The following is a 16417-nucleotide window of genomic DNA, read 5'->3' as shown; positions in this document are numbered from 1 at the left end:
AATATTGTGGCAAAAACGATTCAAGCCATTCGGGGAATGAATGATTGTTCTCCAACAGAAAGTCCATTGTGGCAATGGGTAGAAAACAAAGTTCGTCATGTGTTAGCGAGTTATGGTTACAGCGAAGTGCGTATGCCAATCGTGGAAAGCACCCCTTTATTTGCTCGTGCCATTGGTGAAGTTACCGATGTAGTTTCCAAAGAAATGTACACTTTCTGGGATAACGATGAGCAACTTACGCTCCGTCCTGAAGGTACCGCAGGTTGTGTGCGTGCAGCCGTGGAACATGGCTGGATTTATAATAATGAACAACGTTTATGGTATATTGGACCGATGTTCCGTCATGAGCGTCCACAAAAAGGGCGTTATCGTCAATTTCATCAAGCAGGGGTAGAAATTTTTGGTATTGCCAATCCTGAAATTGATGCAGAATTGATTTTACTTACTGCTCGCTTATGGAAAGAATTAGGTATCGATCAGTATGTAACTTTACAGCTCAATTCTATCGGTTCGCTAGATGCACGCCAAAATTACCGTTCGGCATTGGTTGATTTCTTGCAAAATCATTTGGATTTGATGAGTGATGAAGAAAAAGACCGTTTAGAGAAAAATCCATTACGTATTTTAGATACTAAAAATCAAGCTTTACAAGACATGTTAAACAATGCACCCAAATTACTTGATTATTTAGATGATGAAAGCCGTGAACATTTTGCTCAACTTTGTACATTATTAGATGAAATGGGCATTCAATACGAAATTAACCCGAAACTAGTGCGTGGTTTAGATTATTACAACAAAACGGTATTCGAATGGGTAACTACTGCATTAGGGGCTCAAGGCACGGTTTGCGGTGGTGGTCGTTATGATGGCTTAGTCGAACAATTAGGCGGACATGCTACACCAAGTGTTGGATTTGCTATGGGTTTAGAGCGTTTAGTGTTGTTAGTACAAGAAGTAAATAAATCTATTCCAGTACAAAGTGCGGTGGATATTTACCTTGTTTTTGCAGGTGAAGGAACCACTTTGGCAGCTTTCAAAATTGCTGAAAAACTTCGTTCGGAATTACCGCACTTACGTATTATGACGCATTGTAGCGGTGGCAAATTCCAAAAACAATTTAAACGTGCCGATAAAGTTGGGGCAAGACTAGCTATTGTGATTGGCGAAAGTGAAGTACAATCTAACCAAGTTATGGTAAAAGATTTATTAGGCAACACCGAGCAACAAGCAGTTGCAGTTGATGAATTAGTTGCTTATTTAACTCAAGTATTTAAGGAATAAATTATGGCTTATACCAGTTTAGAAGAACAAGAACTCAATGAAATTAAATCTTGGTGGAAAGAAAATTATAAAAGTATTATTGCTGCCGTGATTATTGGGGCTGGTGGGGTGTTTGGTTGGCGTTTTTGGCAGGATTACCAAATCACTAAAGCTCAAGAAATATCAGCACAATACGATCAGGTGATTTATAGCAATACAGATGCTACCACAAAAAATGCACAAATTGATGCTTTCGTAAAAGAGCATAGTAAAACGGGTTATGCGACCTTAGCGTTATTAGAAAAAGCCAAAAGTGCGGTGCAAAATCAAGAACTTTCTCAAGCAGAAATAACTTTAAAAGAGGCAATGACACAGGCACCAGATGAAATTCTGGCTTCTGTGACTGGTATTCGATTAGCTGAAGTGCAACTACAACAAGATAAATTTGATGATGTATTAAGTACCTTAAATTTAGTAAAAGATGCTAGTTGGGCGGGGAGAAAAAATTTATTAAGTGGCAAAGTTCAGTTAGCCAAAGGCGATAAAGATGCAGCTAAACAAAGTTTTGAATCCGTATTAGAAAATGGTTCAGCGTTAGAACAGCAAGAAGCGAAAGTCTTGTTGAATAATTTATAACCTATAAAAAACGGGCTTTCGCCCGTTTTGCTTTTTTAGACATTAGTCTGCTTTCCGAATATTATAAACTTCAATTTCAGCAGCTTTTAACGCATCTTGATCTACTTTACCTTGAATCGTAATTTTGTCATTTGGCGAAACATTTAGACCATTCCAAGCATGATCATCTACTTCAATTTTAATTTCACCCGTTGAATCTTTAAAGAAAAATTCATCATGATCAATTTGTCTAGTGATGTAACCAGTTAAAATAACCTGAGCATCATCTTTTGCTTTTAAGGCTTGAGCTACGCTTGTTGGTGTTCCAACATAACCACCATTGAAACCGCCTTTTGCATGGTCATTATCAAATCCAGCAAATGCTGTCGTTGAAGCAACAATAAGTGCAATAGTCAGTAATTTTTTCATTTTTTTCTCCTTATTGATATATATTGTAGTGCTAGTACATTGCTTGAGGAAAACTGTTTAGCTTTGATTGAGATTCATTAAAACATGGAAATCTTAATTAAATCTTAAGAGCGGTTTATTTTTGAGAAAAAAATCGGCTCATTTGAGCCGATTCCTGTCATGTTTATTTAAAATTATTTAGCATTTTTCTCAAAACGTTCGTTCACAAAATCCCAGTTCACCACATTCCAGAATTCTTTAATGTAATCTGGACGACGGTTTTGGAATTTTAGGTAATAAGCATGTTCCCAAACGTCTAAGCCTAATAATGGGAAACCTTCGCAACCAGCAATTTCTTTACCCATTAATGGATTGTCTTGATTAGCAGTAGAAACTACACTCAATTTACCATCGTTTAACACTAACCACGCCCAACCTGAACCAAAACGAGTGGCTGCAGCTTTTTCAAATTCTGCTTTGAATGCTTCAACAGAACCAAAATCACGTTCAATCGCAGCTTTTAATGCACCTTGTAAGGTAGTGCCTTTTTTCAATGATTTCCAGAATAAACTGTGGTTGACATGACCCCCGATATTGTTACGAAGTGCGGTGAATTTATCTGCAGGTACGCTACTTAAATGATTTTTTAAGAATGACCCAGGGCAATTTTGATCAGCTAATTTTGCTAACTCTGGTGAGTTTTCTAATACAGCATTAGCATTGTTAATATAAGCTTGGTGATGTTTACTGTGGTGAATTTCCATAGTTTGAGCATCAAAATGTGGTTCTAATGCATCGTAGGCATAACCTAATTCTGGTAGAGTGTAAGTCATAATATTTTCCTTTTTAATAAGTGAGTAGGTATTTTTGTAGAACGTATCTACAGATTCCATAACCATATTAACAAAAATTTTGATATAGATCATTAAAAATGTAAATTTTTTGTTAAGTAGAATGATAAGTTAGTTTGAAAAAATAAAAGATTTTTTTAACTATTACAATAATGGATATATTCAAGTAAAATTAAAAAAATTTAGATATCTATTTTTAGGAAAGTTTTATGACAATCGAAAATAATGTAATAGAAACAATAGTCGCACAAGCTACCCCCATTGGTCGTGGTGGGGTGGGAATCTTGCGAGTATCAGGTCCCTTGGCTAGTCATGTTGCTCAAACCGTGCTAGGAAAAGATCTCAAGCCACGTTTTGCTAATTACTTACCTTTTAAAGATGTCGATGGTAGCGTATTAGATCAAGGGATTGCGTTATTTTTTAAGTCGCCTAATTCTTTTACTGGGGAAGATGTGTTGGAGTTGCAGGGACATGGTGGTCAAATCGTACTAGATCTGTTATTGAAACGTATTTTGCAAGTACAGGGTGTGCGTTTGGCTCGTCCTGGTGAATTTTCTGAACAGGCTTTTTTAAATGACAAGCTCGATCTTGCTCAAGCAGAAGCTATTGCTGATCTAATTGATGCTAGTTCTGAACAGGCTGCCCGTTCTGCATTGAAATCCTTACAAGGTGAATTTTCTAATAAAGTTAATCAATTAGTTGATTCAGTTATCTATTTGCGAACTTATGTTGAAGCTGCGATTGATTTTCCAGATGAGGAAATTGATTTTTTAGCAGATGGTAAGATTGAAACTAAATTGAATGAAATTATTGTTCAACTTAATCAAGTGCGAACCGAAGCTAAACAGGGTTCTATTCTGAGAGAGGGAATGAAAGTTGTTATTGCTGGTCGTCCTAATGCAGGTAAATCCAGTTTACTAAATGCACTTGCAGGGCGAGATGCCGCGATTGTTACGGATATTGCGGGAACCACCCGAGATGTGCTTCGAGAACATATTCATATTGATGGAATGCCACTGCATATTATTGATACTGCTGGTTTACGTGATGCTACGGATGAAGTAGAACGTATCGGAATTAATCGTGCTTGGCACGAAATTGAACGGGCTGATCGAGTGTTATTAATGTTAGATAGTACGGATTCGGATAGTCTAGATCTTGACAAAGTGCGGTTAGAATTTTTACAAAAATTACCTGAAATGCTCCCCGTAACGATTATTCGCAATAAAACCGATTTAAGTGGAGAAAATACAGGATTAAGCGAAGAAAATGGCTATATCACCATTCGTTTATCTGCTCAAACTCAACAAGGTGTTGACCTGTTGCGTGAACATTTAAAACAAGTGATGGGTTATCAAACCACAACAGAAGGTGGTTTCTTAGCACGTCGCCGGCATTTAGAAGCCCTAGAAAAAGCTGTAGAACATTTACAACTTGGGTATATTCAACTCACTCAATTTCATGCAGGAGAATTGTTATCGGAAGAATTACGCTTAGTACAAACACATTTAAGTGAAATTACAGGGAAATTTACATCGGATGACTTGTTAGGGAATATTTTTAGTTCGTTTTGCATCGGGAAGTAGATTGAAAAATGTAATATTTTTTGATCTTCTATGGGCTTTATACTTGGGCGATTTTTAGCCTATAAGCTAGTTATACCATTTTTTAAAGGCTTTCAACCGTTAACTCATTCCCAGATGTGGGTGACACGATATGATGTGGCTTCTTTACTTGACAAGTGATACTCAATATATTTGATATAGTAGAAAAAGTGTTGCTAAAAAGAGGGTTAAAGCCTTATAGTAATTATCTTTAACCTACTTTTTTATGGCGTATAAATATTTTTGTATGTTATGCTCTTTTTCTAACCATTATATCCAGAATATATCCCAATATTAATCCGCTAATAGAAAAAATAACCCATTCCATAGAGTATGCTTTTAACGGTAATTGTGCAGTGAAATTTATCTCTAATACGGAGCAGAGAGAAATAATGGAGACTAATCCGATAGACATACGTTGAGCAAGTAATGGTAATTTAGTGAAAATATTGATGAACATGAGTAAAATTACAGTGATAGCAATTGGATATAATACTAATAACACCGGAACCGATTTACTAAGTACTGTACTGAGTCCTTGATTAGCAATAATAAAGCTAATGACAGTAAAAAGTAATGCATAAAATTTATACGAAATTTTATGGTAAATTTCATAAAAATATTCACTTACCGATACAATTAAACCAATAGATGTAGTTAAACAAGCCAAAGTAACGATAATACCTAAAATCATGCGACCAAGATCACCAAAGGTTTGTTGTGCAATATTATTCAGTAGATAGGTTCCTATATCCAGATTTTTTTCTTGAATATAAGCTAAGGCTTGCTCACTCAGATGGGATTTACTACCAATCCAAGCTAATGAAACATAAATTAATGCTAATGCTCCTGCCGCAATGATTCCCGCATAGATAGTTTGTTGTACCAGTTGTTTTTGGTTGACACCTTTTGATTGAATCGCTGAAATGACGATGACTGAAAAAGCCACAGATGCTAATGCATCCATAGTTAAATAGCCAGATACAAAACCTTTAAAAAACATGGATTCAGTAGTGGTAGCGGATGTTACATAGTTAATATCGGATAAAGCAAAAACTGCTTTAATCACTAAGGCGGCGATTGAAATAAGTAAAGCCGGTGTTAGAATAGAACCTACACGCTCCACCATTTTGGATGGACTCAGAGCTAACCATAAAGATAAAATAAAGAACAGTGCGGTGAAAATCAGCTGTGGAATTTCTGTTTCACCTTGTAAAAAGGGTTGTAGTGCAATTTCAAAAGATGTTGCGGCAGTACGTGGAATAGCTAAAAATGGACCAATACTTAGGTAAATCGCACTTAAAAAGAATAAGGAGAACCAAGGATGGATTTGTTTTAGAGCTTTACTATAACCACCGGAATAGTATGCACTAACGATAATTCCTAATAGCGGCAAGCCTACGCCAGTGACGATAAAACCTAAGGCTCCAAGCCAAATGTGTTCACCACTTTCTAACCCTAATTTAGGTGGGAAAATTAAATTTCCGGCACCAAAAAAGATGGCGAAAAGCATAAAACCGACGATAAAGGTGTTTTTGTTCATAAAATTTCTCATTATTGTTATAGGGTTAATTTGAACCTTTTATTTGAAAGTTTATTTGCCAAAATAGTAATTTTTTGTAGGCATTAATTTTATTGGCTTCTTCAGCCGTAGATAGGTTAGCTTCATCTGCAACTAGCATATCATCTTTCCAAGTATATTTTGTTAGATTATCTGAATGGCAAATAATGCCATTATTATCCGCCCATATGTGCTCATTATAGGCAAAATTATAATAAGAATTAACCGATGGCGCTAAAAGATTTTGTCCACCCAAATTCCAGTATTCTATATCGGATAAGCTCACAGAATAAAGGGTTGGCATAATATCTTTATGTGATCCTATTCGTTTGGGATCAAAGGTAATATTCAGATTTTGTTGTATTTCATCTGGAATATGCAAGATAAAAGGAACCGCATGAGCAATGAAATATTGTTCAGGTAGTTTTGCACTAAGCGATCTTACATGGTGATCGCCCGTTGCAGCTAAAATAGTCTTATTTTTCACCGCACTTTGGGTAATGTTTTGCATAAATTGCCCTAATGCATTGCTGGCATATTGAAATGTACTCAGCATATTGCTTCGTTCTTCATTATTTTTACCAAATCTATTTTCCAGCAAATGCGGTTGAATCGGCATGGTTTGATAATGGTTAGGCACTTGATATGGCGGATGATTGGTAATGGTTAAAATGTTAATAAATACTGGTTCATCATTTTCTAGCAAGCATTTTTCGGCTAACGCAAAAGCAAATTCATCTGCAATTCCCCAGTAAGATAGGGTTTTACGTGCTTCGGGGAAAACGTCAATAATATGGTTTTGATCGTAGATCTCATCTACACCTTGTAAAGGAAGATAATTTCCCAAATTACGCCACATAATGTTACCAGAGGTAATAAAAATAGTTTTGTAGCCTTGTTTTTTATAGACTAAAAATGGGGTATGAGCTAATGGTGTTTTTTGTGCGATAGATTGACTAATATTTTGTATCGGGCTATTAAAATAGAGATAAGCCAAACTTGGGGCAGTGCCACAGGATGAAGATAAAAAACGTTTGAAAGTAAAACTATTGTCGTAAAATGGGCGGAGTTTTCCTAGTAGGTCGTTATGGATTGGATCGTCTAATACCAGACAATTCATCGCAAGACTTTCCATCAAAGCTAGTACCACATTTGGACGGGTGTTGGCTAAATAATCTGATTGCGGTATTCTGTCTAGCAAAGAATCCTTTTGTAATGCTATTTGCATTAAGGTATGCCCAGTTTTAAGATCTACTGGTTCGAATGTGATTTCTCGTTTTCTATCTTTAAACGCCCATTCCATTGCAACAATCCCATTAGGCACCATTTTATTTAAAATAGCCAACGTAGAAACTTGAACATGGGATTTCCCTAATGGTAAAGAGCGAATCGTTCCACGAGCTAAGAATGCGATACCTAGTAAAGTAATTATGTAAACTAAAGTGAGTATAAGAATATTGTCTGAAAAAGAGAAATATTGATTTTGGATGGCATAATAACTAAAGATAGAAGGAAGATAGGCTAAAATAAGGCATAAAAACAACACTTTAATCACAGGATAATCGTCATAGATATTTTTAAGCACGGCTTGAGTATCATCTTCTTTTAGTCCGAACATGAAAATATCATAGTAATTTTGATAGGTTTTGAAATAAAAATAATTACCAATGATGATACTGATGAAAGTAAAGGAAATAATAAAAATATAGCTGGACAAGAACCAGGCATTGACAGATTGGCGAGTATTAATAAAACTGAATAATGAACCGATAAGAAAGGGGATAGATAAAATAATAGCTATATATTTGGCATCAAATCGCATGCCCAGTATGCGTAATCGTTTAAAGTGCGGTGCATATTGCTGACTTTCTCGTATTTCTTTTGTTACGAAAGTTTTTATCATGACTTCACGATGGAATAATGCAAAACCTAGTAAATAAAAAAATACCAAATAAAGCGTAACGATAAGCGTTTCAAGGTTTAGAAATAACACTCTATTTTACTCAATCTTATCTAAAAATATAATCAAAGTGGTGGGCGATACCGGTCTCGAACCAGTGACCCCCTCCTTGTAAGGGAGGTGCTCTCCCAACTGAGCTAATCGCCCTACGATAACAGCTATAAAAGTCTGTTTGTAGATTGGTTTGTTTAAGTGGTGGGCGATACCGGTCTCGAACCAGTGACCCCCTCCTTGTAAGGGAGGTGCTCTCCCAACTGAGCTAATCGCCCACTTAAACAACAGGAGAACACATAAACGAAAGCAAGGTACTAATCACTATCTTAATTTAGTTGAAAAGTGGTGGGCGATACCGGTCTCGAACCAGTGACCCCCTCCTTGTAAGGGAGGTGCTCTCCCAACTGAGCTAATCGCCCTTGCTTCGCTGTTTGCGTTGTGGATTGCATTATAAGTATTCTTGAATTTCAGTCAATCTATTTCTGCAAAAAATGGTTTAATTGTCTTAAAAATAGGCATAAAACCAAAAATTCAGTTAAGCAAAATAAGAAAAGAAGGTACAATAGTCCGCAAATTTTATAAGAATAAGAAAGGTCAACAAATGAAGATTGAAAATTTATTTCCCTTAGATCCTAATGTAAAAGTTCGTACTCGTTTTGCACCCAGTCCAACAGGCTATTTACATGTAGGCGGGGCGAGAACGGCACTTTATTCATGGTTATACGCTAAACATAATAACGGTGAATTTGTGTTGCGTATTGAAGATACCGATTTAGAACGTTCAACCCCAGAGGCAACACAAGCTATTTTAGAGGGGATGGAATGGTTAAATTTAGCTTGGGATCATGGTCCTTACTTCCAAACTAAACGTTTTGACCGTTACAATCAAGTGATTGATCAGATGTTAGAAGAGGGGACGGCTTACCGTTGTTACTGTTCAAAAGAACGTTTAGATGAATTACGTACTCAGCAAGAAAACAACAAAGAAAAGGCTAAGTATGATCGTCATTGTTTGCATGATCATAGCCATTCCCCTGATGAACCGCATGTGATTCGTTTTAAAAATCCACAAGAGGGTTCAGTGATTTTTGATGATGCGGTGCGTGGTCGTATTGAAATTAGTAATAGCGAGTTAGATGACTTGATTATTCGCCGTACAGATGGCTCACCAACTTATAATTTCTGTGTAGTAGTCGATGACTGGGATATGGGAATTACCCACGTAGTTCGTGGTGAAGATCATATTAACAATACACCACGTCAAATTAATATCTTAAAAGCCTTAAATGCCCCCGTGCCGACCTATGCTCATGTTTCCATGATTAATGGTGATGACGGTCAAAAATTGTCTAAACGTCATGGTGCGGTGAGTGTGATGCAATATCGTGATGATGGCTATTTACCCGAAGCATTAATTAACTATTTAGTGCGTTTAGGTTGGGGACATGGTGATCAAGAAATTTTTTCACGTGAAGAAATGATCGAATTATTCGATCTTCATTCGGTCAGTAAATCCGCTAGTGCTTTTAATACAGAAAAATTGCAATGGTTAAATCAGCATTATATTCGTAGTTTAGATCCTAATTATGTGGCAAAACATCTTGCATGGCACATGAAAGATCAAGGTATTCCTTATGAAAATGGCGTAGCCTTAGCCGAGCTTATTCCTGTATTAGGGGAACGAGCGAAAACGTTGAAAGAATTAGCCGCACAAAGTCGTTATTTTTATCAAGAATTTGACAGCTATGATGAAAAAGCGGTGGCAAAAAACTTTAAACCAGAAGCGATTGTACCGTTAACAAAATTATTGGAAAAATTAACCGCACTTTCTGTTCCGGAGGATTGGACAGTGGAAAATATTCATCAAGCAATGAATGACACGGCAACAGAATTAGACATCGGTATGGGTAAAGTGGGTATGCCATTCCGTTTAGCGGTCACTGGTTCAGGGCAGTCACCGTCGATGGATATTACAGCAAAACTTGTTGGAAAAGACCGCACTTTAGCCAGAATTCAAAAAGCGATTGAATTTATTCAAAATAAAGGTTAATTTTCTATTGACATAACACGTGGCGGAATTTATCATAACGCCACTTTCGGGGATATAGCTCAGTTGGGAGAGCGCTTGAATGGCATTCAAGAGGTCGTCGGTTCGATCCCGATTATCTCCACCAAATTTTAAAAACCCGTATCAATTCCTTGATACGGGTTTTTACTTTTACCATAATATAATGGTATGTCATGTAACTTCAGCTATGATTTAGTCGTGATGCTATTCTTTTCTGAATAAAATTACCTATAACTCGCAATAAAACAAATAATACTAACAATGCGTATAAAGGTTTATTGCCAAAAACAGCATAGGGTGTTTTTCCTATTGTTGGAGCAATTTTTTCAGTCAACGTAGTTTGCACAAACTGTGGTGCTTGGCGAATGACTTTTCCTTGTGCATCAATAAATGCAGTAATCCCCGTATTTGTTGCTCGAATCACTGGTTTAGCTAATTCTAACGCTCGCATTCTTGCCATTTGAAAATGTTGCCAAGGACCATAGCTGTCGCCAAACCACGCATCATTAGAAATGGTTAAAATAAAATCAGTATCATCTTTTAAATTTGTCTGTAATTGACTACTTTCGATAATTTCGTAGCAAATAGCTCCCATAAAACGGCGATCTTTGCTGATTAAATCAGGTTGAATGTTATCACCACTTTGAAATGCCGACATGGGTAAATTAAACACTGAGCCAAGTGGTCGTAATAGACTTTCTAAAGGCACATATTCGCCAAAGGGAACCAGATGATGTTTATTATAACGTTGAGCCGTATTAGACGAATAATTGCCATCAACTAATGCGATAGAGTTAAATAATTTTCCGCTGCTTTCATCACGGTGAACCGTGCCAATCATAATATCTGTTTTTGAGTGTTGGCTGGCTTGATTGAGTTCATCAAAAAATGGTTGAATGCTTTCTTCTAAGGCAGGTAACGCACTTTCTGGCAAGATAATTAAATCAGATTTGGCTAAATTAGGACGAATTAAATTGGCATAAATTTGTAAGGTAGATTGCAGATAATCAGGATCCCACTTTAAGGATTGTTCAATATTGCCTTGTGCCAGTGTAATTGTAATGGCTTTATTTTCCAGCGATGTGGCATAATTGGTTTTGGCAAAGGAAACTACGCCAGTAACGCTGATACCCAGTAGAATATTGAATAAAGCAAACTTGATTTTTTGTGGTTGCTGAGTGATAGCAGAAATAGCATTAAAAATAACCGCACTTAGCCATACTACAAAAAAGGTTAAGCCAGTGACACCAAAAATGGGGGCAATTCCTGCAAAAGGAGTATCAATTTGCGTATAGCCAAACAGTAGCCATGGGAAACCTGTAAATAACCAACCTCGTAGAAATTCGCTAAATGTCCAAATTGTGCCCAAAATAACAGGGCTTACGACTTTAAAACGTTGAACTAGATAGGTGAATAATAAGGGAAAAAGCGATAAATAACAGGCGAGAACGAAGACTAAAAAATAACTTAACCATAGGGGCGAGCCACCAAATTGATGAATACTGACGTGTAACCAGCTGGTCGCAATGCTAAAAAAACTTACTCCCCATAAAAAGCTGGCTTGAAGTGCGGTTTTTTTATGGGGATTTTTTGCCACATAGAGTAAACCCAGCATTGAGATGTAGGCAATTCCCCAGTAATCAAAAGGGGAAAAGGCAAATACACCGATTGAGCCTGTGATGAGGGCTATTAGATAAGGTAAAAATCTGTGTATCATAAGGGTTTATTCTTCTGTTTCATCTTGGCTAGCGTTGATGCTTTCAAGCTGTTCATCTGTCACTGTAACTCGCAACTGAATAATGCGACGACTATCTGCTGATGTCACTTTAAAATGAATATTATTCAGCGTAATTTCTTCACCTCGTTTTGGTAAATAACCAAAGGCTTGCATGATCACACCACCGATAGTATCTACTTCTTCATCGGCAAAATTGGTGCCAAATTTTTGATTAAAATCATCAACATCAGTTAAAGCCAGCACTGCATAAGTATGGCGAGAAAGTTGGCGGATATTGGCAATCACTTCTTCTTCATCAAATTCATCTTCAATATCGCCGACAATTTGCTCTAAAATATCTTCAATCGTCACTAAACCTGAAATAGCACCAAATTCGTCCACCACGATTGCCATGTGAAAACGTTCAGTACGAAAATCTTTCAGCATTCGATCGACACGTTTACTTTCTGGCACAATCACAGCAGGGCGTAAAATCGCTTGCATATTGAATTCATCGGGCTGTTCTCGCAGAAATTGCAACAGATCTTTGGCATGCAAAATCCCAAGGACATTATCTCGTTCGTTAGTGATGACGGGAAAGCGAGAATGAGCCGTGTCAATAATGGTGTCAAGGCAACTTTCGAGATCTTGATCATTTTCAATAAACACGATTTGAGCTCGAGGGATCATAATATCTCGCACCCGAAGTTCAGCGATTTCCATCACCCCTTCGATCATTTCACGAGTATCTTGGTCGATGAGATCATTTTGTTCAGAATCGCGAATGACTTCGACTAATTCTTCACGGTTTTTCAGTTCGCCTTGAAAAAAGCGACCAAACAAGGATTGAAAGAAAGATTTTTTTTGAAAACTATCTGTTTGTGTTGCGTTATTCGAGTGTTCGTCCATAGTATTTTTATTGGTTTGATATTTGTACTGTTGAAATTAGCATATTTTGCATACAAAGAAAAGGTTAGCAGAACGAAAAGTGCGGTAGATTTTTAATGCGTTTTTGGCAAAAAACAAAAGCTCGAAATTTTCGAGCTTTGTTGGCTTGCGTGATATTATCTCGCACGGAAAATAATACGCCCTTTACTTAAATCATAAGGGGTCATTTCCACAGTAACTTTATCGCCAGTTAAAATGCGAATGTAGTTTTTACGCATTTTACCTGAAATGTGAGCGGTAACCACGTGACCATTTTCAAGTTCTACACGAAACATCGTGTTCGGCAAGGTTTCCAAAATGGTACCTTGCATCTCAATGCAATCTTCTTTAGACATTAATTGATTAATCCTTTTTTCTAAAATAAATACAAAAAACGTGCGGATTATACTATTTTGTTGCTTATTCTGAAAGCATTAATTTGATAAAATACGATTAAAACAGTACAATAGCCAGTTAATTGCCAATCAATTTTATGGCTTTATTAACGAATTTAATTTATACAGATTATAAAGATGACTCAAAAATTACATATTAAAACTTGGGGCTGTCAAATGAATGAGTATGACAGTTCAAAAATGGCAGATTTATTACTCAGCACGCACGGTCTGGAACTCACCGAAGAAGCGGAAGAAGCGGACGTGTTGTTGTTAAACACTTGCTCCATTCGTGAAAAAGCCCAAGAAAAAGTATTCCACCAGCTCGGGCGTTGGAAACAGCTGAAAAAACATAATCCGAATTTAGTGATTGGCGTGGGCGGTTGCGTGGCTTCACAAGAAGGGGCACATATTCGTGATCGTGCACCTTTTGTGGATATTATTTTCGGACCACAAACCTTGCATCGCTTGCCTGAAATGATTAACCAAATTCGTGGTGGCAAAAGCTCTGTGGTGGACGTGAGTTTCCCTGAAATTGAGAAATTTGACCGTTTGCCTGAACCGAGAGCCGAAGGTCCAACGGCGTTTGTCTCGATTATGGAAGGTTGTAATAAATATTGTTCTTTCTGCGTTGTGCCTTATACTCGTGGTGAAGAAGTGAGTCGCCCAGTGGACGATATTCTGTTTGAAATTGCCCAATTAGCCGAGCAAGGCGTGCGTGAAGTGAACCTGTTAGGACAAAATGTGAATGCCTATCGTGGGGCAACCTTTGACGGTGAAATTTGTTCCTTTGCAGAATTGCTGCGTTTAGTGGCGGCGATTGATGGTATTGACCGTTTACGTTTCACCACCAGCCACCCGATTGAATTTACAGACGATATTATTGAGGTTTACAGCGATACGCCAGAACTCGTGAGTTTCTTGCATTTGCCTGTACAAAGCGGTTCGGATCGAGTATTAACCATGATGAAACGTAATCACACCGCATTGGAATATAAAGCGATTATTCGCAAACTGCGTAAAGTTCGCCCGAATATTCAGATTAGCTCGGACTTTATCGTAGGCTTCCCTGGGGAAACCGATCAGGATTTCGAAGACACGATGAACCTGATCGCTCAAGTGAATTTTGATATGAGCTTTAGCTTTATTTACTCTGCTCGCCCTGGTACACCAGCGGCAGATTTGCCTGATGATGTGAGTGAAGATGAGAAAAAACAACGCTTGTATCTGTTGCAACAACGTATTAATAACCAAGCCGCTCAATTTAGCCGAGCCATGTTAGGTACCGAACAGCGTGTGCTAGTTGAAGGACCATCTAAAAAAGACATTATGGAACTCACTGGCAGAACGGAAACCAACCGCATTGTGAATTTCAAAGGTACACCTGATATGATCGGCAAATTCGTGGATATTAAAATCACCGATGTCTATACCAATTCCTTGCGTGGTGATGTGGTTCGTACCGAAGATCAAATGGGCTTACGTGTGATTCAATCGCCACAAGCCGTGATTAATCGAACTCGTAAAGAAGATGAGTTAGGGGTTGGGTTGTACGCCGCTTAATTTTTGAAATTCTTCAGATTTAGACCGCACTTTTTTAACCAAAGTGCGGTGTTTTTATATCAAATTTATCTAAGTCATATCAAATCGTTCTTTTATCTGCCTAATTAAGCCATTATAATTTTAGCTATTTTAAATTCATTTCTTATTTTCTATGAACTGGCAATATATTTGGAACGCTGTTCCTCGTTTTATTGATGCAACTTTACTTACCTTGCATTTGTCCTTTTGGGCTATTGTATTGTCGGTGCTAGTCGGGTTGCTTTGTGCCGTGGTGTTAACCTACAAAATTCGTGGCTTGCAATGGCTGGTCAAAAGCTACATTGAACTCTCTCGTAATACCCCGTTGTTAATTCAAGTATTTTTTCTGTATTTTGGTTTATCCAAAGTAGGCATTAAATTAGATGGTTTTACCTGTGGGATTATCGGTTTGGCTTTTCTTGGGGGGAGCTATATGGCGGAAGCCATTCGGGGTGGATTGGAAGCCGTATCCAAAGGGCAAATTGAAAGTGCGTTAAGTATCGGGCTAACGCCTTTACAAGCCTTTCGCTATGTGATTTTTCCGCAAGCCTTTGCTATTGCTACACCAGCGGTGGGAGCGAACTGTTTGTTTTTAATGAAAGAAACATCGGTGATCAGTGCCGTTGCGGTGGCAGAATTAATGTTTTTGGCAAAAGATATTATCGGAATGGATTATAAAACTAACGAATCTTTATTTTTGCTCGTGGTATTTTATTTGATTATTTTATTGCCCGTGTCACTGTATATTCGTTATTTAGAACGCCGTTTGCGTCAAGCTAAATATGGAGCATAGTCATGGGGTTGGGTATTTTATTTCAAGGCAGTAATTTAGAACGTTTGCTCGGTGGATTATGGATCACCGCTGAAATTGCCTTTGTTTCAGTGTTTTTTGCGTGTATTTTAGGTGTTATTTTTGGTGTAGTGATGACCAGTAAAAACAAAGCCGTGCATTTTTTGTGCCAGCTATATTTAGAGGTAGTACGCATTATCCCCTTGTTAGTATTACTCTTTTTAGTCTATTTTGGGTTTGCTAAATGGTTTAATATTCACTGGAGTGGTGTTTGGGTGTGTATTGTAGTGTTTATTTTCTGGGGGGTAGCTGAAATGGGGGATTTGGTGCGTGGAGCATTAACTTCCATTGAAAAACATCAGCTCGAATCAGCCTATGCTTTGGGCTTGAATAAACTGCAAACTTTTGTGTATATTTTGTTGCCACAAAGTTTAAAACGCGTGACACCAGGGGCGATAAATTTATTTACCCGAATGGTAAAAACCAGCTCCCTTGCTATGTTAATCGGTGTGTTGGAAGTGATTAAAGTGGGGCAACAGATTATTGAAACATCACTATTTACTGATCCGTCCGCTGCTTTGTGGATTTACGGCGTGATTTTCTTTTTGTATTTTATTATTTGTTATCCATTGTCATTGTTTTCCAAATATTTAGAAGCAAAATGGAGCAATTAGGAATTTTAA

At 37.5% G+C, this 16417-nt stretch carries 14 protein-coding genes and 4 tRNA genes; 8 read left to right on the top strand and 10 right to left on the bottom strand.

Translation table 11 applies throughout. From position 1 onward, the window contains the following. Positions 1-6 precede the first annotated feature (6 nt). Positions 7-1284 (top strand): histidine--tRNA ligase, encoded by a 1278-nt coding sequence (hisS, locus tag O1Q79_RS05950; RefSeq protein ID WP_386690832.1) that lies wholly within the window; start codon positions 7-9, stop codon positions 1282-1284. Between the two features lie 3 nt (positions 1285-1287). Continuing rightward, positions 1288-1899, top strand: coding sequence for a YfgM family protein (locus O1Q79_RS05945; protein ID WP_386690829.1), 612 nt, complete (start codon positions 1288-1290; stop codon positions 1897-1899). Positions 1900-1941: 42 nt separating this feature from the next. Here O1Q79_RS05945 and O1Q79_RS05940 read toward each other — a convergent pair whose 3' ends face one another. After that, complete coding sequence (locus tag O1Q79_RS05940) at positions 1942-2307, bottom strand: YgiW/YdeI family stress tolerance OB fold protein (RefSeq protein WP_386690828.1); 366 nt, start codon at positions 2305-2307, stop codon at positions 1942-1944. 173 nt (positions 2308-2480) lie between these two features. Beyond that, positions 2481-3119, bottom strand: coding sequence for a superoxide dismutase [Mn] (gene sodA, locus O1Q79_RS05935; RefSeq protein ID WP_386690825.1), 639 nt, complete (start codon positions 3117-3119; stop codon positions 2481-2483). 227 nt (positions 3120-3346) lie between these two features. On the opposite strand from sodA, the gene mnmE reads away from it, so the two are divergent. Next, the gene (mnmE, locus tag O1Q79_RS05930; protein WP_386690823.1) at positions 3347-4723 is read left to right on the top strand and encodes a tRNA uridine-5-carboxymethylaminomethyl(34) synthesis GTPase MnmE; all 1377 of its coding nucleotides are present in this window, start codon (positions 3347-3349) and stop codon (positions 4721-4723) included. Positions 4724-4991: 268 nt separating this feature from the next. Here the strand turns inward: mnmE and brnQ are convergent, their stop codons facing one another. The 5 genes from brnQ to O1Q79_RS05905 all read right to left on the bottom strand — a co-directional run bounded on the left by brnQ (position 4992) and on the right by O1Q79_RS05905 (position 8675). Beyond that, positions 4992-6284, bottom strand: coding sequence for a branched-chain amino acid transport system II carrier protein (brnQ, locus tag O1Q79_RS05925; RefSeq protein WP_386690821.1), 1293 nt, complete (start codon positions 6282-6284; stop codon positions 4992-4994). Between the two features lie 25 nt (positions 6285-6309). Further along, on the bottom strand, positions 6310-8205 hold the full coding sequence (locus O1Q79_RS05920) for an LTA synthase family protein (protein ID WP_386690819.1): 1896 nt from the start codon (positions 8203-8205) through the stop codon (positions 6310-6312). 128 nt (positions 8206-8333) lie between these two features. Further along, positions 8334-8409, bottom strand: a tRNA-Val gene (locus O1Q79_RS05915). 46 nt (positions 8410-8455) lie between these two features. Beyond that, positions 8456-8531 (bottom strand) — tRNA-Val (locus O1Q79_RS05910). Between the two features lie 68 nt (positions 8532-8599). Then, positions 8600-8675 (bottom strand) — tRNA-Val (locus O1Q79_RS05905). Between the two features lie 182 nt (positions 8676-8857). On the opposite strand from O1Q79_RS05905, the gene gltX reads away from it, so the two are divergent. Next, a complete protein-coding gene (gene gltX, locus O1Q79_RS05900; protein ID WP_132301431.1) occupies positions 8858-10306 on the top strand; it encodes a glutamate--tRNA ligase in 1449 nt (482 codons plus the stop codon). A gap of 48 nt (positions 10307-10354) precedes the next feature. Further along, positions 10355-10430, top strand: a tRNA-Ala gene (locus O1Q79_RS05895). A gap of 75 nt (positions 10431-10505) precedes the next feature. On the opposite strand, the gene lnt is transcribed toward O1Q79_RS05895, so the two are convergent. The 3 genes from lnt to infA form a co-directional block, all read right to left on the bottom strand. Further along, positions 10506-12038 carry an apolipoprotein N-acyltransferase gene (gene lnt, locus O1Q79_RS05890; protein ID WP_386693358.1) on the bottom strand — a complete coding sequence of 511 codons (1533 nt, stop codon included), beginning with the start codon at positions 12036-12038 and terminating at the stop codon, positions 10506-10508. 9 nt (positions 12039-12047) lie between these two features. Next, positions 12048-12950 (bottom strand): CNNM family magnesium/cobalt transport protein CorC, encoded by a 903-nt coding sequence (corC, locus tag O1Q79_RS05885; protein ID WP_386689660.1) that lies wholly within the window; start codon positions 12948-12950, stop codon positions 12048-12050. A 155-nt stretch (positions 12951-13105) separates the two neighbouring features. After that, positions 13106-13324, bottom strand: coding sequence for a translation initiation factor IF-1 (gene infA / locus O1Q79_RS05880; protein WP_132301427.1), 219 nt, complete (start codon positions 13322-13324; stop codon positions 13106-13108). Positions 13325-13501: 177 nt separating this feature from the next. Between infA and miaB the strand changes: the two genes are divergently transcribed. The 3 genes from miaB to O1Q79_RS05865 all read left to right on the top strand — a co-directional run bounded on the left by miaB (position 13502) and on the right by O1Q79_RS05865 (position 16408). Continuing rightward, on the top strand, positions 13502-14926 hold the full coding sequence (miaB, locus tag O1Q79_RS05875) for a tRNA (N6-isopentenyl adenosine(37)-C2)-methylthiotransferase MiaB (protein ID WP_386689662.1): 1425 nt from the start codon (positions 13502-13504) through the stop codon (positions 14924-14926). Between the two features lie 151 nt (positions 14927-15077). Beyond that, positions 15078-15737: an amino acid ABC transporter permease gene (locus tag O1Q79_RS05870; RefSeq protein ID WP_386689665.1), complete on the top strand. Its 660-nt coding sequence runs from the start codon at positions 15078-15080 to the stop codon at positions 15735-15737. Between the two features lie 2 nt (positions 15738-15739). Continuing rightward, positions 15740-16408, top strand: a complete 669-nt coding sequence (locus O1Q79_RS05865) for an amino acid ABC transporter permease (RefSeq protein WP_386690815.1) — start codon at positions 15740-15742, stop codon at positions 16406-16408. The last annotated feature ends 9 nt before the right edge of the window (positions 16409-16417 follow it).

Source organism: Lonepinella sp. MS14434 (genome assembly GCF_042468235.1).
Taxonomy (GTDB): domain Bacteria; phylum Pseudomonadota; class Gammaproteobacteria; order Enterobacterales; family Pasteurellaceae; genus Lonepinella.
This window is presented reverse-complemented; position numbering and strand designations above follow the sequence as displayed.

Coding starts and splice junctions, on each gene's coding strand:
- O1Q79_RS05945 (WP_386690829.1), top strand. CDS start 1,288: ATGGCTTATACCAGTTTAGAAGAACAAGAACTCAATGAAATTAAATCT.
- O1Q79_RS05940 (WP_386690828.1), bottom strand. CDS start 2,307: ATGAAAAAATTACTGACTATTGCACTTATTGTTGCTTCAACGACAGCA.
- sodA (WP_386690825.1), bottom strand. CDS start 3,119: ATGACTTACACTCTACCAGAATTAGGTTATGCCTACGATGCATTAGAA.
- mnmE (WP_386690823.1), top strand. CDS start 3,347: ATGACAATCGAAAATAATGTAATAGAAACAATAGTCGCACAAGCTACC.
- brnQ (WP_386690821.1), bottom strand. CDS start 6,284: ATGAACAAAAACACCTTTATCGTCGGTTTTATGCTTTTCGCCATCTTT.
- O1Q79_RS05920 (WP_386690819.1), bottom strand. CDS start 8,205: ATGATAAAAACTTTCGTAACAAAAGAAATACGAGAAAGTCAGCAATAT.
- gltX (WP_132301431.1), top strand. CDS start 8,858: ATGAAGATTGAAAATTTATTTCCCTTAGATCCTAATGTAAAAGTTCGT.
- corC (WP_386689660.1), bottom strand. CDS start 12,950: ATGGACGAACACTCGAATAACGCAACACAAACAGATAGTTTTCAAAAA.
- infA (WP_132301427.1), bottom strand. CDS start 13,324: ATGTCTAAAGAAGATTGCATTGAGATGCAAGGTACCATTTTGGAAACC.
- miaB (WP_386689662.1), top strand. CDS start 13,502: ATGACTCAAAAATTACATATTAAAACTTGGGGCTGTCAAATGAATGAG.
- O1Q79_RS05870 (WP_386689665.1), top strand. CDS start 15,078: ATGAACTGGCAATATATTTGGAACGCTGTTCCTCGTTTTATTGATGCA.
- O1Q79_RS05865 (WP_386690815.1), top strand. CDS start 15,740: ATGGGGTTGGGTATTTTATTTCAAGGCAGTAATTTAGAACGTTTGCTC.